The following is an 18,316-nucleotide window of genomic DNA, read 5'->3' as shown; positions in this document are numbered from 1 at the left end:
TCCTTGTCGTTGGGGAACTCTAGAACGTGACGCCGGACACCAGTGCGATATTGCAATAAGGCTGGCACTCGCCCGTGCGGACAATGGCACGCGCGCTGCGGCTCAGTTGCTTGAATGCGTCATGACTGAGCAGACGCCGCTCGCCGAGCGCCGCCTGGTCGGTCAGGGCATTGAGTGCGCTGAGCGCCGGCGGCTGCTTGAGCAGGATTTCTTCGGCCAGCACGTGGCTTTCCACCTGCATTTCGCTGAGCACAATGCGCAAGGTGCTGATGAAGTCGGGAATGCCCTGGGTCAGGGCCAAGTCGATCAACTCGACGCCCGACGGCACGGGCAGGCCAGCATCGCCGATAACCAGGATATCGCCATGCCCGAGGGAGGCGATCAAGCGTGACAGGGCGATATTGAGCAGCGGTGTCTTTTTCATGAGGGCACAAAACCTTGAACGTCGTGCAGCGTAGGAATAGAGGGTTGCGCGCCGGCGCGGGTGACTGACAGCGCGGCCGCCACCTGACCAAAACGAATCGCCTCGGCTTCGCTTTTGCCATGGGCCAGCGCTGCGGCAAAACCGCCGACGAACGTGTCGCCGGCAGCCGTGGTGTCCACCGCCTTGACGTTGGGTGCTGCCAGGTGCTCAACACGGTTGCCATCGCTGAACAGCGCGCCCTGAGCGCCGAGGGTGATGATCACTTTGGCGGCGCCGGCCTTGATCAACTGCGCCGCAGCGAGCTTGGCGCTGTCCAGGGAGTCCACCGTCACGCCGCTCAGGGCGGTGGCTTCGCTTTCGTTGGGGATCAGGTAATCGATCGAGGCATACCACTGCGCCGGCAAAGGACCACTGGCCGGGGCCGGATTGAGGATCACCGTCTTGCCCAGTTCACGCCCGCGCTTGAGCGCATACCCAACGGTCTCCAGCGGCACTTCAAGCTGACAGACGATTACGTCGGCGGCCTGCAACACCGCATCAGCCGCCTGCAACGAAGCGGGCGTCAGCTCACCGTTACTGCCGGCAACGATCACGATCGCGTTCTGGCTGCTGTCGTCCACCACAATCAACGCCACACCGCTGGACCCGTCGACACGGCTCACAGCCTGGCAATCGATGCCTTCGGCCAGCAACGCATCGCGCAATTGGATGCCGTAGGCGTCAGAGCCGATGCAGCCGATCATCGCCACCTCAGCCCCCAGCCGCGCCGATGCGACGGCCTGGTTCGCGCCCTTGCCACCGGGGACGGTGGAAAACGATTGGCCGATCAGGGTTTCACCGGCGCGGGGCAACCGGCTGGCGCGGGTGACCAGGTCCATGTTCAAGCTGCCTACTACCACTACTTTTGCTGGCATACATCAGTACTCATCAATTCGGTTCAGCGGTATTGGGCGAACACACCGGCAAGTGGCGCCGTCGACTCACGCAAGACAATACTCGGCGTCACGATGCGTTGATCGATCGGCAGTTGGGGGGTCGCAATTCGTCGCAGTAACAACTCGGCCGCCGTCTCGCCCAATTGCACGATCGACTGCCCGACCGTGGTCAGCGCCGGGTACACGTAGCGGCTCATTTGGATGTCATCGAAGCCGATCACCGACAATTCGCTCGGCACGCGGATGTTGCGCTCGGCTGCCGCACGCAACACGCCGAAACCGATCATGTCGTTGCTGGCGAAAATCGCGCTCGGCGGGTTTTCCGCCAGCAACTTCACTGCCGCGGCATAACCGCCGGTGCTGGTGAAGTCGCTTTCCAGGGTGCGATTGGCGGCAACGTCGATACCCGCCTCGCGCAAAGCGCGGTGATACCCCGCCAGACGCATTTGTGCCACACGGGTATGGCCGGGGCCGCCGATGCAGGCGATGTCCCGATGGCCCAGTTCAAGTAAATGCCGGGTCGCCAGGTAGGCGCCCTGCTCGTGATCTATACGCACCAGGTCGACATCAATACCGTCCAACGCCCGGTCGACAATCACCATGGGCGTGCGGACCGCGCTCAAGCCCGCGGCCAGGCCGCTGTCGTCGCCGCCCACCGAGGTCACGATCAAGCCATCGACGCGCTTCTCCAGCAACACTCGCAAATAGCTGCGTTGCTTTTCGGCGTTGTCGTCGGAGTTGCAGAGGATCACGCAATAGCCATTACGCTCGCAGTAATCCTCTATCCCCCGGGCCAGCTCGGCGAAATACGGGTTGAGGCTGTTGGGCACAAGCAGGCCGATAGTGGCGGTGGTCTTGGCCTTGAGCGAACGCGCCACGGCGCTGGGCACATAGTCCAGTTGCTTGATCGCCGCTTCCACCTTGAGGCGCACCGGCTCGCTGACCGGGCGCGTCTTGTTCACCACATGCGACACGGTGGTGTAGGAAATACCTGCAAGGGCTGCCACATCCTTAATCGTCGCCATGGTTCAGCCCCGCCGACTGGCGCGTTGACTGCGGTAGGTATCGAGGACCACGGCAATCACGATCACGGCACCGGTGATGATGCGCTTGGTGGGTTCGGTGGCACCGATCTGCGCCAGGCCAGCCGCCAATACCGAAATAATCAACACACCGAAGAACGTACTGATCACCGAGCCGCGCCCGCCCATCAGGCTGGTGCCGCCGATCACCACGGCCGCGATCACTTGCAGTTCCAGGCCGGACCCGGCGTTCGGGTCCGCCGCTTCCAGGCGCGAGATCTGGAACAGCGCCGCGACGCCGGCCAGCAGGCCCATCAGGCTGAACACCAGGATCTTGTAAGGTTTGGGATTGATCCCGGCCAGACGCACGGCTTCTTCATTGGTACCGATACCGATCAAGTAACGGCCGAACACCGTGCGAGTCAACACCAGTTGGGCGACGACGATCACCAGCAAAGCGATGATGAACGAAGGCGAAATCCCGAAGGCGATCGGATTGGACAGCCAGGCAAAGGAGTCACCGATATAAGCCGTGCGCGAGCCGGTCATCTGGTACGCCACGCCGCGTGCCATTTCCAGTACGCCAAGGGACACGATAAACGACGGAATCCGCCAGGCCACGGTGATCGAGCCGGTGATGGTGCCGGCCAGCGCGGCGCAGCCCATGCCGAGCAGGGCGGCCGGCAACACGCTCCAGCCCCAGCCGAGAATCGCCACGCTGACCGCCGACGCCGCCAGGGCCAGCACCGAGCCCACCGACAGGTCGATACCGCCGATGATCAGGATGAAGGTCATGCCCACCGCCAGCACCATCAGGTCCGGGATCTGGTTGGCCAGGGTGCTGAAGGTGTCGTAGGACAAGAAGTGATCGCTGAGCACCGAAAACAGCGCAATCATCGCCAGCAACGCACCCGCCAGCCCCAGGTAGGTGCCCAGGCCGTAAAAATTGCCGCCCGCTTTACCGGGGGAAGTTGTTGTTTTCATTGGGCATCCCTAAGCGCTGCGTCATTGAGCAGCGCGTCACGTTTCTGATAGCCGGCGAAGGCGGCGGCAAGCAATTCATCCTGGGTCCAGCGGTCGCGCTCGAAGGTCTCGATCAACCGCCCGGCAGACAGCACGCCGATGCGGTCACAGATCAACATCAGCTCGCGCAGGTCGCTGGACACCACCACCAGCGCTTTGCCCTGGCGGGTCAACTCGCCGAGCAAGGCGTAAATGTCGAACTTGGCCCCCACGTCGATGCCACGGGTCGGCTCATCGAACAGCATCACCGAGCAGTCGCGCTCCAGCCAGCGGCCAATCACGACTTTCTGCTGGTTACCGCCGGACAATTCGGACACCAACTGCGCCGGACTGGAACTGCGGATACGCATGGCATCGATCTGACGCTTGGCCAGGGCGGTTTCGTCGCGACTATTTACCACACCGCCGCCGGAAATTTCCGGCATGTTGCCCAAGGCGATATTCGCGCTGATGGATTGCGTCAACAGCAGGCCTTCGCCCTTGCGGTCTTCGGTGATCAGGGCGATGCCGTGGCCCACTGCGTCGACCGGCGAGCGAATGCTCACCACTTGGGCCGGCGACCCCAGGGCAATGGTGCCGCTGTCGGCCAGGTCGGCACCGAAGATCAGGCGCAGCAATTCCGTGCGGCCTGCGCCGATCAGGCCGGAGATGCCATAGATCTCGCCGGCACGCACTTCAAAGGAGACGTCGCGGACCTTGTCCGCACGGGTCAGCCCTTTCACCGTCAAGGCCGGGCCGCCGATGGTACGGGGGCCCAGGTCAATGTGCTCGCCCAGCTCGCGGCCGACCATCAAGGTCACCAGTTGCTCGCTGTTGTAATTGGCCATCGGCTCGACGCAGACCAGTTTGCCGTCACGCAGTACCGCAATGCGCTGGGCGACACGGGCCAACTCTTCGAGCCGGTGCGAAATATAAATGATCGCCACGCCCCGGGCCTGCAGGCGGATGATTTGCTCAAACAGCATCTCGACTTCACGGGCGGTCAACATAGCCGTGGGCTCGTCGAGAATCAGCACATGGCAATCGCCGATCAGGTTGCGGGCGATCTCGACCATTTGCTGATGGCCGATACCCAGGCTGCCGACCAGGGTGTCCGGGTCGATCGCATCCAGGCCGACCTGCGCCATCGCTTCGATCGCCGCGCTACGCAGCTGCTTGCGGCTGATCCAGCCACAGTGGCTGGGCAAGTTGTCCAGGAACAGGTTTTCGGCCACGGTCAGCGTCGGCAGCAGGTTGAGCTCCTGCATGACCATCCGCACGCCCAGCTCTTCGGCCTGGGTGCGACTGCCGGGGCGGTAGTCCTGACCGTTGAATTGCATGTGCCCGGCGGTCGGCGTGACCAGCCCGCCGATAATCTTCGACAAGGTACTTTTGCCTGCGCCGTTTTCACCGGTCAGCGCCAGCACTTCCCCGCGATTGAGCGTCAAGGTGATGTCGGACAGAACCGGCTGGGCATAGGTCTTACCGATACCGCTGACCGAGAGGACAGCGTTCGGGGCGGAAGATGACATAGGAAAATCTCCAGGCGTCCGCTCAGGGTGAGCGGACGCTGTTGGGTGCAGCCGGGATTACTTCTTGAGGACGAGTTCGACCGGGGTTTCGATCACGCCGTCTTGAGCGTCGACCTTCTCACCCTTGACCAGCTTGAGCGCGTTCTGGATACCGAACACGGCCTGCTGTGCGGCAGCCTGGTCGGCGGTCGCCAGGACACGGCCGTCCTGCAGCATCGGCTTGATCGCGGCGATGTTGTCGTAGCCTACGACCAGAACCTTGCCGGCTTTGCCTGCCGCACGCACGGCCGAGACGGCGCCCAGGGCCATGTTGTCGTTACCGGCCAACAGCGCCTTGAGGTCGGGGTATTCGCTCAGCATCGCAGAGGCGACCTTCTGGCCCTGGTCGATTTCCCAGTTGCCCGATTGGGTGGAGACGATTTTCATGCCGGCCGCGTCCATCGCATCCTTGTAGCCTGCGGTGCGCTGCTGCGCGTTGGTAGTGGTCGGTACGCCTTCGATGATGCCGACCTTGTCACCCGCGGCCAGCTGCTTGGCCAGGTAATCACCCACCAGCTTGGAGCCTTTGCGGTTGTCCGGGCCGACGAAGGGAATATCGAGGTTTTTGCTTTTCAGCACGCCCGGGTCCAGGCGGTTATCGATGTTGACGACCTTGATGCCGGCATCGGAGGCTTTTTTCAGCACGGTGACCAGTGCCTTGGAGTCAGCCGGTGCGATGACGATGGCGTTCACTTTGGCGAGGATCATCTGGTTGACGATATCGATCTGCGCGCTGGTATCGGTTTCGTTCTTGATACCGTTGGTGATCATGTCGAAATCAGCGGCGTGGGACTTCTGGTAGTCCTTCGCGCCCTCTTGCATGGTGACGAAGAATTCATTGGCAAGGGATTTCATCACCAGGCCGACCTTGGGTTTGGCGGCGGTGTCGGCGGCGAATGCAGAAGAGAGAGGCAGAGCAGCAGATGCGGCGGCAAGCACAGCGACAGCAAGAAGACGTCCAGCGAATGGCAGCTTCATGGGTTCACTCCGATCTTATGATTATTGGGAGCAACGCTTGCACCGAAGAACACTTCGGCAGCCCACCCACCCGGGTGACTGATACGAGCTTTCAAGACGTTCAGGGCGTACCCGCGAAACATCTCGCAAACGTTTGCGTTAAACAAACTATGAGAACCTTGCCAGGATTTGTCAACGGAAGAAAACCGCCCTCCACCCAAGCCCTCTAGCGCCTGCGTTCCAGCCTGTCTCGCGGGGTTATTAAACATCACCGTCGCCGGATCGTTCTCTAAAACGACAGGCAGTGCCACCGATGTCATACGCCTCCGGCGACTATCCCGTCATTATTTTCGGACAACCGAACGCAACAGCCACGCTTTGTTCGGAAAGCCGGACAAGTGCATGGACAAACCTTCTTAAAGATAATTTTAATTTGTTTTAAATCAACACCTTAGATAATAAACACGAAGGCGTTCAGGCTGGTACAAATCCTGCTCCCTTCCTGCACCTCGAGGCGTTCAGAACCGCCCGAGCGCTCTAGATGAACTTGCTACCGCACTCATCAAAAACCAGAGAGAAAAATAATGAAATCTGCACTGAAGACCTTTGTTCCGGGCGCACTCGCCCTCCTGCTGCTGTTCCCCGTTGCCGCTCAGGCAAAAGAAGTCGAAACCAAAGCCAAACTCTCTAACGTGGTGATCCTCGCCACCGGCGGCACCATTGCCGGCGCTGGCGCCAGCACCGCTAACAGCGCCACCTACCAGGCAGCCAAAGTCGGCATCGAGCAATTGATCGCCGGTGTTCCCGAGCTTAGCCAGATCGCCAATGTGCGCGGCGAGCAAGTCATGCAAATTGCCTCCGAAAGCATCAATAACGAAAACCTGCTGCAACTGGGTCGCCGCGTCGCCGAACTGGCTGACAGCAAGGACGTCGACGGCATCGTGATCACCCACGGCACCGATACCCTGGAAGAAACCGCTTACTTCCTGAACCTGGTGGAAAAAACCGACAAACCCATCATTGTTGTCGGCTCGATGCGCCCAGGTACCGCCATGTCGGCAGACGGCATGCTCAACCTGTACAACGCCGTCGCCGTCGCCGGCAGCAAGGATGCCCGCGGCAAGGGCGTGCTGGTGACCATGAACGACGAGATCCAGTCGGGTCGCGACGTGAGCAAGATGGTCAACATCAAGACCGAAGCGTTCAAGAGCCCATGGGGCCCGTTGGGCATGGTGGTTGAAGGCAAATCCTACTGGTTCCGCCTGCCGGCCAAGCGTCACACCATGGACTCCGAGTTCGACATCAAGACCATCAAGAGCCTGCCCGACGTCGAAATTGCCTACGGCTACGGCAACGTAAGCGACACTGCCGCCAAAGCCCTGGCCCAGGCCGGCGCCAAAGCCATCATCTTTGCAGGCACCGGCAACGGTTCGGTGTCCTCCAAGGTCGTCCCGGCCCTGCAGGAACTGCGCAAGCAAGGCGTACAGATCATTCGCTCGTCCCACGTGAATGCCGGCGGTTTCGTGCTGCGCAACGCCGAACAGCCTGACGACAAGTACGACTGGGTGGCTGCCCACGACCTGAACCCGCAGAAAGCGCGGATTCTGGCAATGGTTGGCCTGACCAAGACCCAGGACAGCAAAGAGCTGCAACGGATGTTCTGGGAATACTGATTCCTGGTAACACCTGTGCAGGGGCGGATTCGCCCGCCCCTGCTTCCCCGCAAAACCCTCGCTACATATCTCCCCGCCCTACATCAATTCGCTTGAATCACTGTCAGACGAGCTTGTTGAATTTTAAGCAGTTGCGAAATCGCCTACAGTTAAATACTGTATGCACGTACAGCTTACTAAGGAATACTCCGTGGCAAAGTCCTCTTCCGCAGCGCCAACCCCGCCTGATGCTTACGAACGCCTGGCCCTTCGTGTGCAAAAGATCATCAATTCGACCAACGCCCAGAAAGCCAAGGCAGCCTTGATCTTCCGCCTGCCGGATGAACCGGAGGACGAATGGCAACGTCTGCTGGAGGAAATTGCGGAGAACGACAACGTCACACTCGCCTACCGGGACGACGGTGGCGTGCAGATTTTCTGGGTTGTGCCGAAGGAAGATTGATTCAATGAGTGTCCGTTTTACTGCTGTGTTTTTGTGCCTGTTTTTTGCCGTCGCCGCCCACGCCCAAGCGCCCCGAACGTTCAGCGAAGCCAAGAAAATCGCCTGGAAACTCTACGCACCACAATCCACCGAGTTCTATTGCGGCTGCAAATACACGGGCAACCGCGTAGACCTGAAAGCCTGCGGCTACATCCCACGCAAAAACGCCAGCCGCGCCGCGCGCATCGAGTGGGAACATATCGTGCCGGCCTGGCAGATCGGGCATCAGCGCCAGTGCTGGCAGAATGGCGGGCGCAAGAACTGTACGCGGTATGACGACGTGTTCAAACGCGCCGAAGCCGACCTGCACAACCTCGTGCCGAGCATCGGCGAGGTCAATGGCGACCGGAACAACTTCAGTTTTGGCTGGCTGCCGGTGCAAAGCGGGCAGTACGGTTCATGCCTGACCCAGGTCGACTTCAAGGCCAAGAAGGTGATGCCGCGTCCGTCCATTCGCGGGATGATCGCACGGACGTATTTTTACATGAGTAAACAATACGGCTTGCGCCTGTCGAAACAGGATCGCCAACTGTACGAAGCCTGGAACAAGACCTATCCGGTGCAGACCTGGGAGCGCCAACGCAATCAGACGGTAGCCTGCGTGATGGGGCGCGGCAACGAGTTCGTCGGCCCGGTGAATCTGAAAGCCTGCAACTGAAACCGAGCGGGAAAAATCGGTATTTTCCCGCCCAATCGGCCGGTTACTGCGCGACCTTGTGTTCGATGATCTGCGACTCGGTGTCGTTTTTCTTGGCACGGGCAAGTTTTTCCGTCAGCAAGGCCTGCTTGGCTTCAGCCTCGGCCCTGGTTTGGAATGGCCCCAACAGCACCACATCCTTGCCGTCTTCCTTCACGATATAAAAATTGAAACCATGCTCCAGCAACCAGGCGGTCAGGTCGGTGATCGCCTGCAGCTTGTGATCCGGCGGGCCCACGCGCAGGTCCCACTCCTGAGCGGCAATCGCACCGGTTTGCGGCTGGCTTTCAGTCACGGCGGGCTTGGCCCTGGGCTCTTCGACACGTTTGCCTTCACCGCAACCGGCCAATGCCAACACTGCCATTGCCATCGCTACTTTACGCACTGCCCTGCTCCTTTAAGGATAAAGAGGCAACTTTATCATCCACTGTCTATTCTGGCCGTCATAAACGTTGGGTTAAACAATGCGAATCATGTATCGCAGACCTGTATGATGACGCCATGGGAATTAATGTCGCCTCTATGCGTCCTAAAAGAGGCAGTCACAGGGAAGCGCTTAGCAGTAAGCTACACACATCCGACACCTGCCCTGTCTGAAACATGTGTCCTTAAAAGTAATCAAGGAGAAGTCCATGCTGATACTCACCCGTAAAGTTGGTGAAAGCATAAACATCGGTGATGACATTACGATCACCATCCTGGGCGTCAGCGGCCAGCAAGTACGAATCGGCATCAATGCACCGAAGGATGTTGCCGTGCATCGCGAGGAAATCTACCAGCGCATCCAGGCCGGCCTGACGGCGCCGGACAAAAACCAGACGCCTTGAAGCGCCTTCAGTAGCCAGCCTTTTCGTTCACGGTCACGGCTGGCGAAAACCCTATTGGCCTGCTCGCGTTCTTTTCGCGTTCAGCGTATCCAGTCCTTTCATCGTCGCTAAAAAGATGAAACTGTCATTACGCCCGGAACTTGTTACATGATTTGCAGCCGAACCTCGTGAGAACCTCTTCCGCCATACGAGTGCACTCAGGAGCACATCGATGAGGCCTAGCACGAAGCGACCTTTTGCCGCCCGTTCCTGGATGATCGCCCTGTTCATCGGGCTCGTCTTTGCGGGATTGGAATGCGGCTTGAGGTTCGAAATCAAAGACATCTACGTCACCGATGTGCCGTCGTGGCTGGACTTGACGCTGTTGCTCGGCGGCTACCTGTTTGTGTTCTGCCTCAAGCCGATCCAGAAAACCGTCCAGCGCAAAATGTGCCAGCGCGCAGCTCCCGGCGAACACCGGAGAACTACCCGCTGACGGCTGATGCCTGGCTATCAGATCGCCGGTATTTACAGCCCTGCAGCAGCACCTATGCTTGGCCTTGCACGGTCGGCTGAAAGGCGTTGAAACAGATGGACACCCTGAGCAAATCCCAAATCGAATCTGCACTGGCATCGCGCTTGCCCAGCTATAAGGTCGTCTGCACATTACATGCTGACGGCACCCTCTCAGCCATTCTCAGCGGCCCGAACACCGACCACTTCGCAATCACCGGCATCGTGCGCGCGCACTATCGCGGCGAAGAAGCGATTGCCCGACTTGCCAATGAGATACTCAGAGAGATGGTGCTGTCGCGCCAGGGCGTGAAAAATTATCCGTTGCACACGCCCGGCGCCCCAGGCACGTGTGAAGAAGGCCACGGCCGATAGAACGCGCAGCCTGTTCCCCTCACTCCATTCGGCGCTCGACGCGCAGCAGGCCTTCAGCGTCGCGCCGCACCTGAAACTGCTCATACCCGTCGATCCAGGCATGCGCAGTCACCATGGGTGTCAGGTGCGTCGAGGTCACGACCATCACATCCGCGCCCGCCGCCTCCCCCGCTCGGATCCCCACCGTCGCATCTTCGAATACCAGGCAGTCCTGGGCCGCGACACCCAGACGTTGCGCACCCAGCCTATAGCAGGCGGGATCCGGCTTGCCGTTGGCGACATCCTCGGCCGTCACCCACACCGCCGGCGGACTGATGCCCGCCGCCTGCAGGCGCCGCAGCGCCAACTCCCTGGGGGCGGACGTCACCAACGCCCATTGATCGCTGGGCACATCATTCAAGAACGCAACGGCGCCGGGAATCGCCACCACACCCTCGACATCATTCAGCTCAGCCTCGGTGATCCATTGCGCCTCAGCCTCAGGATCGACCCCAGGCAACGCCTGACGCCTGATCGTATCGATCGCCCGCGCGCCATGAATGGTGGTCAGGAACGCCGCCACATCCAGGCCATGACGTTCAGCCCAGATACTCCACACCCGTTCGGCAGCCGCAATGGAGTTAAGCAAGGTGCCATCCATATCGAACAGGAAGGCGCGATAACGCTGGGCAAATACAGCTGAACCGGGGATGGGCACGGTGTGGCTTCCTCGCAGGCGACGACAAAAATAGACTCGAGGCAATCTACGGATCACCTCGACGCTTGTAAACGCCAACAGCGCTCACGCGACGCATCCCCGGCGCTACAGCGGCAGCGCCCAGGGCGGGGCGACGTGTTTCGAGTGGTTTTTTCCAAGGCGGGAGAATTGTCGCTGCAGACCGACAAACCGTGGGGGGGGGGGGGGGTGATCGCCTTGTGTCGGCCCGGCGTGAAGATTCTCATTCAGCCACTACACTCAACAAAGCAACCGCACGTTCTGTGCATCGTTCAGGGCAAGATTGCCGACAAAGAGGCTAGCCACTATGTACGCCGGACAAACGCATATGGAAACGTTCAATGGCGAAATTCTCGGCCAGATGCTCGTCCAGATCATCTGTCTGCTAGCGGTGGCTCAGCTTTTCTTCTGATCGCCCGCTTCACCGTCCGCCGCGAACGGGGCGTGGCGAAACTGCGCGCAAATTTCAGGCGCACACAAAAAAGGGCCCACCTTTCGGTGAGCCCTTCTAGACCGCCCAGCAGAGCGGATTTTGTTTGGTAGGCGCGATTGGACTCGAACCAACGACCCCCACCATGTCAAGGTGGTGCTCTAACCAACTGAGCTACGTGCCTGCTGTGAGGCGGCATTTTACGGAATTCCGGAGGGCTGTCAACATCTTTTTTGCAGCTAACCCTATGAATATGCGAATTTTTTATTTTCGGCCCGCACACCCGTATTTTTCGGGCGGCTGGCAGGCGATTTTCAACTCAGGTAGGATCAGGGCACTCGTAAAAAATATAAAACAGAGGTTCCAGGATGGCGAACACCCCCTACCCCCAGTCGTATTACGCCGCGTCGGCGAATGCGGCTCCGCCTCGCCCAGTGCTGCAAGGTGAAGTCGAAACCGATGTGTGCGTGATCGGTGCTGGCTACACCGGACTCTCCAGCGCGCTGTTTCTGCTGGAGAACGGTTTTCGCGTGACAGTCCTGGAGGCAGCCAAGGTGGGGTTTGGCGCGTCTGGCCGCAACGGCGGGCAGATCGTCAACAGCTACAGCCGCGATATCGATGTGATCGAGCGCAGCGTCGGGCCGAAGCAGGCGCAGTTGCTGGGACAGATGGCGTTCGAGGGCGGCAGGATCATTCGTGAGCGGATCGCCAAGTACCAGATTCAGTGCGATCTGAAGGACGGTGGAGTATTCGCCGCGCTGAACAGCAAGCACATGGGTCACCTGGAGTCGCAGAAGCGCTTGTGGGAGCGTTATGGCCATACGCAGCTGGAGTTGCTGGACGAGCGGCGCATCCGCGAGGTGGTGGCCTGTGACAATTACGTCGGCGGCCTGCTGGACATGAACGGCGGACATATCCACCCGCTCAACCTGGCGCTGGGCGAAGCAGCAGCCGTAGAGTCCCTCGGCGGCACGATTTATGAGCAGTCAGCCGCATTGCGCATCGAGCGCGGCGCCAACCCAGTGGTACACACCGCCGAGGGCAAGGTCAGGGCGAAGTTCATCATCGTCGCCGGCAATGCCTACCTGGGGAACCTGGTGCCGGAATTGGCGGCCAAATCGATGCCGTGCGGCACGCAGGTGATCACCACCGCACCGCTGGGGGACGAACTGGCCAAAACGCTATTGCCACAGGACTACTGCGTCGAAGATTGCAATTACCTGCTCGACTACTACCGCCTGACCAGTGACAAACGCCTGATCTTCGGCGGTGGCGTGGTCTATGGCGCGCGGGACCCGGCCAATATCGAAGCAATCATCCGCCCGAAGATGCTCAAGGCCTTCCCGCAACTCAAGGATGTGAAGATTGACTACGCCTGGACCGGCAATTTCCTGCTGACCCTGTCGCGCTTGCCGCAAGTCGGTCGCCTGGGCGACAACATCTATTACTCCCAAGGCTGCAGCGGCCACGGCGTGACGTACACACACCTGGCGGGCAAGGTACTGGCAGAGGCCCTTCGAGGCCAGGCAGAGCGTTTTGACGCGTTTGCCGACCTGCCGCACTACCCGTTCCCCGGCGGGCAACTGCTGCGCACGCCGTTTGCCGCGATGGGCGCCTGGTATTACGGGCTACGGGATAAGCTGGGGTTCTGATGGGAAGGCTTGCCTGGGATGCTGGCACGGCGCACTCAGCCGACATCATCGCAGGCAAGCTTGCGTCCACAGGGGCTGAGGTAGCTTGCCGACACGCGCCGATCAATGCTGAATCGCAGACACAAAAAACCCCGGTCTTTCGACCAGGGTCTTTGCTATCGGGTCAAAGGCAGCCAACGGCTTTCTTTGTGCTGCAAGGCGTTCAGTGGGCCTTGAAGCAGATATGGCGCAGCGGACGGGACTCGAACCCGCGACCCCCGGCGTGACAGGCCGGTATTCTAACCGACTGAACTACCGCTGCGTATCGCTTGACCGGCCGAACGTAAACCCTCGACCGTCTTTAAACATCTGGCTGATCAGCCTTGGCTGTTCAACCTCAAGCCCGACGAATCGAACCTGGCAAATATGGCGCAGCGGACGGGACTCGAACCCGCGACCCCCGGCGTGACAGGCCGGTATTCTAACCGACTGAACTACCGCTGCGCGTCGGTGCAACCTTTAACGTTGCGTCTTACCCTAGGGCAAAACTCTCAAGAAGTGGTGGGTGATGACGGGATCGAACCGCCGACCCTCTGCTTGTAAGGCAGATGCTCTCCCAGCTGAGCTAATCACCCTTTGCTTCGTTGAGGCCGCGAAATTTACGCAGATAGCGGACCTAAGTCAATAGCCTGCTTGAAGTTTTTCTGAAAAAGACAAAATAGTTTCAAGACGGCTACCCACCCTACTCGCTGTAAATCATCTTCTTGCTCATGCCGCCGTCCACCACAAACTCCTGCCCGGTGACGAACCCGGCCTGGCGCGACAGCAGCCATGCCACCAGCGCCGCCACGTCCTCCACCGTGCCAACCCTGCCCGTCGGGTGCTGGGCGTGGTCGGCGTCGGTCAGCGGCTCTGCGCGACGGGCTGCCGGATCACGCGCATCGATCCAGCCAGGGCTGACGGCGTTGACCCGCACTTCCGGGCCAAGGCTCATCGCCAAGGCGTGTGTCAGGGCCAGCACGCCGCCCTTGCTCGCCGCGTAGGCTTCGGTGTCCGGCTCCGACTGCCGAGCCCGGGTCGAGGCCAGGTTGACGATCGCACCGCCATGGGCGCGCAGGTAAGGCGCACAGTGCTTGGCCAACAGCATCGGGCCGCTGAGATTCACCGCCAGCACGCGATTCCAGGAGGCCAGGTCAAGGCTTTCAAGGGTGATATTGCGCGGGTCGGCCACCGCCGCATTGCACACCAACGCATCCAGGCGCCCGAACTGCCCGAGCACTTCAGCGACGCCCTGGGCGACTTGCTTCTCGTCGGCCACGTCCATGGTGATAAACCAGGCGTTCTCGCCGAGCACCTTGGAGACCTTGGAGCCGCGCTCGCGGTCCAGGTCGGCCAACACCACCTGCCAGCCTTCGCTGATCAGCCACGCCGCGATCCCCAGGCCAATGCCCCGGGCAGCGCCCGTCACCAGCGCGACGCGGCCGTTACCGCCCGCAGCCGCTTCCATGGACCACTCGATCACAAAGCCGCCAGCCCACGGGCCAGATCAGCCTGCAAGTCAGCGACGTCTTCAAGCCCCACCGCAACACGGATCAGGCTGTCGCGAATACCCGCCGCTTCCCGCTCCTGCGGCGCCAGGCGGCCGTGGGACGTGGTGCTCGGATGGGTAATGGTGGTCTTGCTGTCACCCAGGTTGGCGGTGATCGAGATCAGGCGCGTCGCGTCGATAAAGCGCCAGGCGCCCTCTTTGCCGCCTTTCACTTCAAAACTCACCACCGCACCGAAGCCGCGCTGCTGGCGCTGGGCCAATGCGTGCTGCGGATGGCTCTTGAGACCGGCGTAGTGAACCTTCTCGATACCGTCCTGCTGCTCCAGCCACTCGGCCAGGGCCTGGGCGTTCGCGCAATGGGCTTTCATCCGCAGGCTGAGAGTCTCCAGGCCCTTGAGGAAGATCCATGCATTGAACGGGCTCAGGGTCGGGCCGGCCGTGCGCAGAAAACCCACCACTTCTTTCATCTGCTCGCTACGCCCCGCCACCACACCGCCCATGCAACGGCCTTGGCCGTCGATGAACTTGGTCGCCGAATGCACGACAACATCCGCACCCAGCTTCAACGGCTGTTGCAACGCCGGCGTGCAGAAGCAGTTGTCGACCACCAGCATGGCGCCTTTGGCATGCGCGACTTGCGACAGCGCGGCGATGTCCACCAACTCGGCCAGCGGGTTGGACGGCGACTCGACGAACAGCAGCTTGGTATTGGCTTTGATTGCTGCATCCCAGCCGGAAAGATCCGCCAAAGGCACGTAGTCCACTTCAATACCGAAGCGCTTGAAATACTTTTCGAACAGGCTGATGGTCGAACCGAACACGCTGCGTGACACCAGCACATGGTCGCCGGCGCTGCACAAGCTCATGACCACCGCCAGGATCGCCGCCATGCCGGTCGCCGTGGCGACCGCCTGCTCAGCGCCTTCCAGTGCGGCGATACGCTCTTCGAACGCGCGCACGGTCGGGTTGGTGTAACGGGAATAGACGTTGCCCGGCACTTCACCGGCAAAACGCGCAGCGGCGTCGGCAGCGGTGCGGAACACATAGCTGGAGGTGAAGAACATCGGATCACCGTGCTCGCCTTCTGGCGTGCGGTGCTGACCGGCGCGCACAGCCAGGGTATCGAAAGCTACGCCATCGAGGTCGCTGTCCAACCGACCGGCATCCCATTCCTGACTCATGCTGCGACTCCTTACTCAATGCTTTGTTTAAGATACAAAACCGGCCCCTCAGGGCCGGTGTTCACTCAATTGTTGTACAGATCGATGATCGCACTGACCGCCTGGGTCTTGATCTTCGACGAGTCGTTACGCGCCTGCTCGATCTTATTCAGGTAAGCCTCATCGACATCACCGGTCACGTATTTGCCGTCGAACACCGCGCAGTCGAACTGCTCGATCTTGATCTTGCCACCGCCGACCGCTTCGATCAGGTCGGAAAGGTCCTGATAGATCAGCCAATCGGCGCCGATCAGATCGGCTACGTCCTGGGTCGTGCGGTTGTGGGCGATCAGCTCGTGGGCGCTCGGCATGTCGATGCCGTACACGTTCGGGTAACGCACGGCAGGCGCGGCGGAGCAGAAGTACACGTTCTTCGCGCCAGCTTCGCGGGCCATCTGGATGATCTGCTTGCAGGTGGTGCCACGCACGATGGAGTCATCCACCAGCATCACATTCTTGCCGCGGAATTCCAGTTCGATGGCGTTGAGCTTCTGGCGTACCGACTTCTTGCGCGCCGCCTGGCCAGGCATGATGAACGTGCGGCCGATGTAGCGGTTCTTGACGAAGCCTTCACGGAACTTGACGCCCAAGTGGTTGGCCAGCTCCAGCGCAGCGGTACGGCTGGTGTCCGGGATCGGGATCACCACGTCGATATCGTGCTGAGGGCGCTCGCGCAGGATCTTGTCGGCCAGCTTCTCGCCCATGCGCAGGCGCGCCTTGTACACCGAAACGCCGTCGATGATCGAATCCGGACGCGCCAGGTAGACGTGTTCGAAGATGCACGGGGTGAGTTTCGGCGCAACAGCGCACTGGCGGGTGTGCAGCTTGCCATCTTCGGTGATGTACACCGCTTCGCCCGGTGCCAGGTCGCGGATCAGGGTGAAGCCCAGCACGTCCAGGGACACGCTTTCGGAGGCGATCATGTACTCGACGCCTTCATCGGTGTGACGCTGGCCGAACACGATCGGGCGGATGCCGTGCGGGTCACGGAAACCGACGATGCCATAACCGGTGACCATCGCCACTACCGCGTAACCACCGACGCAACGGTTATGCACGTCGGTGACGGCGGCAAACACATCTTCTTCGGTCGGCTGCAGCTTGCCGCGCTGGGCCAGCTCGTGAGCGAACACGTTGAGCAGCACTTCCGAGTCAGAGTTGGTGTTGACGTGGCGCAGGTCAGATTCGTAAATCTCCTTGGCCAGCTGTTCAACGTTGGTCAGGTTACCGTTATGCGCCAGGGTGATGCCGTAAGGCGAGTTGACGTAAAACGGTTGAGCTTCGGCCGAGGTCGAGCTACCGGCAGTCGGGTAGCGCACATGGCCAATGCCCATGTGCCCGACGAGGCGCTGCATGTGACGCTGATGGAACACGTCACGTACCAGACCATTGTCCTTGCGCAGGAATAACCGGCCGTCGTGGCTGGTCACAATACCGGCAGCGTCCTGGCCGCGGTGCTGGAGGACGGTTAGCGCGTCATACAGCGCCTGATTGACGTTCGACTTACCGACGATACCGACGATGCCACACATGCGACGCAACCCCTACTTAATGAATCTTGACTGAACACTGCTTACTGAGGCGTTTTGGCCGGTAAGAGGTGCTCCTTGAACGGAAGATCAGCGGGCACGCTGATCCCGCTGGCCAGCCACTGACTGCTCCACCCCAAAATGAGGTTCTTGGACCAATCTGCAACCAATAGAAATTTTGGCACGAGTACCGACTCCTGCCACCACGAATCCTGCTGTACTGGCCCCAGGCTCAACAGCCCGACCGCCACGACCACCAGCAACGCGCCACGCGCAGCGCCGAAGGCCATGCCGAGAAATCGATCGGTCCCGGAGAGGCCGGTGACACGTATCAACTCGCCAATAAGATAATTGACCATTGCTCCCACCAGCAGCGTGGCGATGAACATGATGGCGCAGCCCGCGATGACGCGAGCCGAAGGTGTCTCGATGTACCCGCTCAAGTAGACCGACAGCGAACCGCCGAACATCCAGGCGACGACTCCTGCAATGATCCAGGTCAGCAACGACAGTGCTTCTTTTACGAAGCCGCGGCTTAGACTGATCAAAGCGGAGATGGCGACGATTGCGACGATCGCCCAATCAACCCAGGTAAATGGCACGGTGCAGCCTACAGACGGATAAGGCGGCGCATTTTAGCAGAGCGCCGGGCTATCGGTAAGCTGTGATTGCGGGTGCTTTGCAAAACAATAGTTTGTGACGAGTTAAGCGCATTTCAAGGCCCACTCGAAACCAAAGTGGAAGGGGGCTGGCTCCCGATGGCGGTGGGTCAGTCAGCACAACCGA

Annotated in this window: 19 protein-coding genes and 4 tRNA genes; 7 read left to right on the top strand and 16 right to left on the bottom strand. The window is 60.4% G+C overall.

Annotated features, from left to right (window positions below):
- Positions 1-19 precede the first annotated feature (19 nt).
- From rbsD to C5F70_RS04315, 6 genes are read right to left on the bottom strand one after another with little or no spacing between them, the layout of a single operon-like run.
- A complete protein-coding gene (gene rbsD / locus C5F70_RS04340) occupies positions 20-424 on the bottom strand; it encodes a D-ribose pyranase (protein WP_017847673.1) in 405 nt (134 codons plus the stop codon).
- On the bottom strand, positions 421-1,338 hold the full coding sequence (gene rbsK / locus C5F70_RS04335) for a ribokinase (protein WP_104902761.1): 918 nt from the start codon (positions 1,336-1,338) through the stop codon (positions 421-423). Before rbsK ends, rbsD begins: the two co-directional genes overlap by 4 nt.
- Before the next feature lie 23 nt (positions 1,339-1,361).
- Complete coding sequence (locus C5F70_RS04330; protein ID WP_104902760.1) at positions 1,362-2,384, bottom strand: LacI family DNA-binding transcriptional regulator; 1,023 nt, start codon at positions 2,382-2,384, stop codon at positions 1,362-1,364.
- Between the two features lie 3 nt (positions 2,385-2,387).
- Positions 2,388-3,365: an ABC transporter permease gene (locus C5F70_RS04325; protein WP_017847676.1), complete on the bottom strand. Its 978-nt coding sequence runs from the start codon at positions 3,363-3,365 to the stop codon at positions 2,388-2,390.
- Complete coding sequence (locus C5F70_RS04320; RefSeq protein ID WP_104902759.1) at positions 3,362-4,915, bottom strand: sugar ABC transporter ATP-binding protein; 1,554 nt, start codon at positions 4,913-4,915, stop codon at positions 3,362-3,364. Before C5F70_RS04320 ends, C5F70_RS04325 begins: the two co-directional genes overlap by 4 nt.
- Before the next feature lie 57 nt (positions 4,916-4,972).
- Positions 4,973-5,932 (bottom strand): sugar ABC transporter substrate-binding protein, encoded by a 960-nt coding sequence (locus C5F70_RS04315; protein ID WP_026140120.1) that lies wholly within the window; start codon positions 5,930-5,932, stop codon positions 4,973-4,975.
- Positions 5,933-6,495: 563 nt separating this feature from the next.
- Between C5F70_RS04315 and C5F70_RS04310 the strand changes: the two genes are divergently transcribed.
- The 3 genes from C5F70_RS04310 to C5F70_RS04300 all read left to right on the top strand — a co-directional run bounded on the left by C5F70_RS04310 (position 6,496) and on the right by C5F70_RS04300 (position 8,723).
- A complete protein-coding gene (locus C5F70_RS04310; protein WP_017847679.1) occupies positions 6,496-7,584 on the top strand; it encodes an asparaginase in 1,089 nt (362 codons plus the stop codon).
- A gap of 190 nt (positions 7,585-7,774) precedes the next feature.
- Positions 7,775-8,026, top strand: coding sequence for a DUF1654 domain-containing protein (locus tag C5F70_RS04305; protein ID WP_017847680.1), 252 nt, complete (start codon positions 7,775-7,777; stop codon positions 8,024-8,026).
- A gap of 4 nt (positions 8,027-8,030) precedes the next feature.
- Positions 8,031-8,723: an endonuclease gene (locus tag C5F70_RS04300; protein ID WP_017847681.1), complete on the top strand. Its 693-nt coding sequence runs from the start codon at positions 8,031-8,033 to the stop codon at positions 8,721-8,723.
- A 43-nt stretch (positions 8,724-8,766) separates the two neighbouring features.
- Here C5F70_RS04300 and C5F70_RS04295 read toward each other — a convergent pair whose 3' ends face one another.
- On the bottom strand, positions 8,767-9,147 hold the full coding sequence (locus C5F70_RS04295; RefSeq protein WP_026140121.1) for a hypothetical protein: 381 nt from the start codon (positions 9,145-9,147) through the stop codon (positions 8,767-8,769).
- 247 nt (positions 9,148-9,394) lie between these two features.
- Here C5F70_RS04295 and csrA point away from each other — a divergent pair, with 247 nt between their 5' ends.
- From csrA to C5F70_RS04280, 3 genes are all read left to right on the top strand, one after another.
- Positions 9,395-9,589, top strand: a complete 195-nt coding sequence (gene csrA / locus C5F70_RS04290; protein ID WP_003192511.1) for a carbon storage regulator CsrA — start codon at positions 9,395-9,397, stop codon at positions 9,587-9,589.
- Positions 9,590-9,800: 211 nt separating this feature from the next.
- The gene (locus C5F70_RS04285) at positions 9,801-10,064 is read left to right on the top strand and encodes a hypothetical protein (RefSeq protein ID WP_017847683.1); all 264 of its coding nucleotides are present in this window, start codon (positions 9,801-9,803) and stop codon (positions 10,062-10,064) included.
- A gap of 95 nt (positions 10,065-10,159) precedes the next feature.
- Positions 10,160-10,456 carry a hypothetical protein gene (locus tag C5F70_RS04280; RefSeq protein ID WP_017847684.1) on the top strand — a complete coding sequence of 99 codons (297 nt, stop codon included), beginning with the start codon at positions 10,160-10,162 and terminating at the stop codon, positions 10,454-10,456.
- Between the two features lie 19 nt (positions 10,457-10,475).
- Here C5F70_RS04280 and C5F70_RS04275 read toward each other — a convergent pair whose 3' ends face one another.
- Together C5F70_RS04275 and C5F70_RS04270 are read right to left on the bottom strand one after the other, a co-directional pair.
- A complete protein-coding gene (locus C5F70_RS04275) occupies positions 10,476-11,153 on the bottom strand; it encodes an HAD family hydrolase (protein WP_017847685.1) in 678 nt (225 codons plus the stop codon).
- Positions 11,154-11,708: 555 nt separating this feature from the next.
- Positions 11,709-11,785 (bottom strand) — tRNA-Val (locus C5F70_RS04270).
- Positions 11,786-11,969: 184 nt separating this feature from the next.
- Here C5F70_RS04270 and C5F70_RS04265 point away from each other — a divergent pair.
- Positions 11,970-13,253 carry an FAD-binding oxidoreductase gene (locus tag C5F70_RS04265; protein WP_104902758.1) on the top strand — a complete coding sequence of 428 codons (1,284 nt, stop codon included), beginning with the start codon at positions 11,970-11,972 and terminating at the stop codon, positions 13,251-13,253.
- A gap of 224 nt (positions 13,254-13,477) precedes the next feature.
- On the opposite strand, the gene C5F70_RS04260 is transcribed toward C5F70_RS04265, so the two are convergent.
- The 7 genes from C5F70_RS04260 to C5F70_RS04230 all read right to left on the bottom strand — a co-directional run bounded on the left by C5F70_RS04260 (position 13,478) and on the right by C5F70_RS04230 (position 18,132).
- Positions 13,478-13,554, bottom strand: a tRNA-Asp gene (locus C5F70_RS04260).
- Between the two features lie 105 nt (positions 13,555-13,659).
- Positions 13,660-13,736 (bottom strand) — tRNA-Asp (locus tag C5F70_RS04255).
- A 55-nt stretch (positions 13,737-13,791) separates the two neighbouring features.
- A tRNA-Val gene (locus C5F70_RS04250) sits at positions 13,792-13,867 on the bottom strand.
- 107 nt (positions 13,868-13,974) lie between these two features.
- Positions 13,975-14,739 (bottom strand): SDR family oxidoreductase, encoded by a 765-nt coding sequence (locus C5F70_RS04245; RefSeq protein ID WP_017847688.1) that lies wholly within the window; start codon positions 14,737-14,739, stop codon positions 13,975-13,977.
- 11 nt (positions 14,740-14,750) lie between these two features.
- Complete coding sequence (locus tag C5F70_RS04240; RefSeq protein ID WP_057005680.1) at positions 14,751-15,962, bottom strand: O-succinylhomoserine sulfhydrylase; 1,212 nt, start codon at positions 15,960-15,962, stop codon at positions 14,751-14,753.
- A gap of 65 nt (positions 15,963-16,027) precedes the next feature.
- Positions 16,028-17,533 (bottom strand): amidophosphoribosyltransferase, encoded by a 1,506-nt coding sequence (purF, locus tag C5F70_RS04235; protein ID WP_017847690.1) that lies wholly within the window; start codon positions 17,531-17,533, stop codon positions 16,028-16,030.
- Positions 17,534-17,574: 41 nt separating this feature from the next.
- The gene (locus C5F70_RS04230) at positions 17,575-18,132 is read right to left on the bottom strand and encodes a CvpA family protein (RefSeq protein WP_026140123.1); all 558 of its coding nucleotides are present in this window, start codon (positions 18,130-18,132) and stop codon (positions 17,575-17,577) included.
- Positions 18,133-18,316: the final 184 nt, after the last annotated feature.

Origin of the sequence: Pseudomonas sp. LH1G9, assembly GCF_002949975.1 — a bacterium.
GTDB classification, from domain to species: Bacteria; Pseudomonadota; Gammaproteobacteria; order Pseudomonadales; family Pseudomonadaceae; genus Aquipseudomonas; species Aquipseudomonas veronii.
The sequence above is the reverse complement of the archived record's forward strand: the minus strand, read 5'-3'. Positions and strand labels throughout refer to the sequence as shown.

What these genes read in the sequence shown, in the direction of transcription:
- C5F70_RS04315 (WP_026140120.1), bottom strand. Translation starts at nt 5,932, where the DNA reads ATGAAGCTGCCATTCGCTGGACGTCTTCTTGCTGTCGCTGTGCTTGCC.
- C5F70_RS04310 (WP_017847679.1), top strand. Translation starts at nt 6,496, where the DNA reads ATGAAATCTGCACTGAAGACCTTTGTTCCGGGCGCACTCGCCCTCCTG.
- C5F70_RS04330 (WP_104902760.1), bottom strand. Translation starts at nt 2,384, where the DNA reads ATGGCGACGATTAAGGATGTGGCAGCCCTTGCAGGTATTTCCTACACC.
- csrA (WP_003192511.1), top strand. Translation starts at nt 9,395, where the DNA reads ATGCTGATACTCACCCGTAAAGTTGGTGAAAGCATAAACATCGGTGAT.
- C5F70_RS04285 (WP_017847683.1), top strand. Translation starts at nt 9,801, where the DNA reads ATGAGGCCTAGCACGAAGCGACCTTTTGCCGCCCGTTCCTGGATGATC.
- C5F70_RS04300 (WP_017847681.1), top strand. Translation starts at nt 8,031, where the DNA reads ATGAGTGTCCGTTTTACTGCTGTGTTTTTGTGCCTGTTTTTTGCCGTC.
- rbsD (WP_017847673.1), bottom strand. Translation starts at nt 424, where the DNA reads ATGAAAAAGACACCGCTGCTCAATATCGCCCTGTCACGCTTGATCGCC.
- C5F70_RS04325 (WP_017847676.1), bottom strand. Translation starts at nt 3,365, where the DNA reads ATGAAAACAACAACTTCCCCCGGTAAAGCGGGCGGCAATTTTTACGGC.
- C5F70_RS04320 (WP_104902759.1), bottom strand. Translation starts at nt 4,915, where the DNA reads ATGTCATCTTCCGCCCCGAACGCTGTCCTCTCGGTCAGCGGTATCGGT.
- purF (WP_017847690.1), bottom strand. Translation starts at nt 17,533, where the DNA reads ATGTGTGGCATCGTCGGTATCGTCGGTAAGTCGAACGTCAATCAGGCG.
- C5F70_RS04280 (WP_017847684.1), top strand. Translation starts at nt 10,160, where the DNA reads ATGGACACCCTGAGCAAATCCCAAATCGAATCTGCACTGGCATCGCGC.
- C5F70_RS04265 (WP_104902758.1), top strand. Translation starts at nt 11,970, where the DNA reads ATGGCGAACACCCCCTACCCCCAGTCGTATTACGCCGCGTCGGCGAAT.
- rbsK (WP_104902761.1), bottom strand. Translation starts at nt 1,338, where the DNA reads ATGCCAGCAAAAGTAGTGGTAGTAGGCAGCTTGAACATGGACCTGGTC.
- C5F70_RS04240 (WP_057005680.1), bottom strand. Translation starts at nt 15,962, where the DNA reads ATGAGTCAGGAATGGGATGCCGGTCGGTTGGACAGCGACCTCGATGGC.
- C5F70_RS04245 (WP_017847688.1), bottom strand. Translation starts at nt 14,739, where the DNA reads ATGGAAGCGGCTGCGGGCGGTAACGGCCGCGTCGCGCTGGTGACGGGC.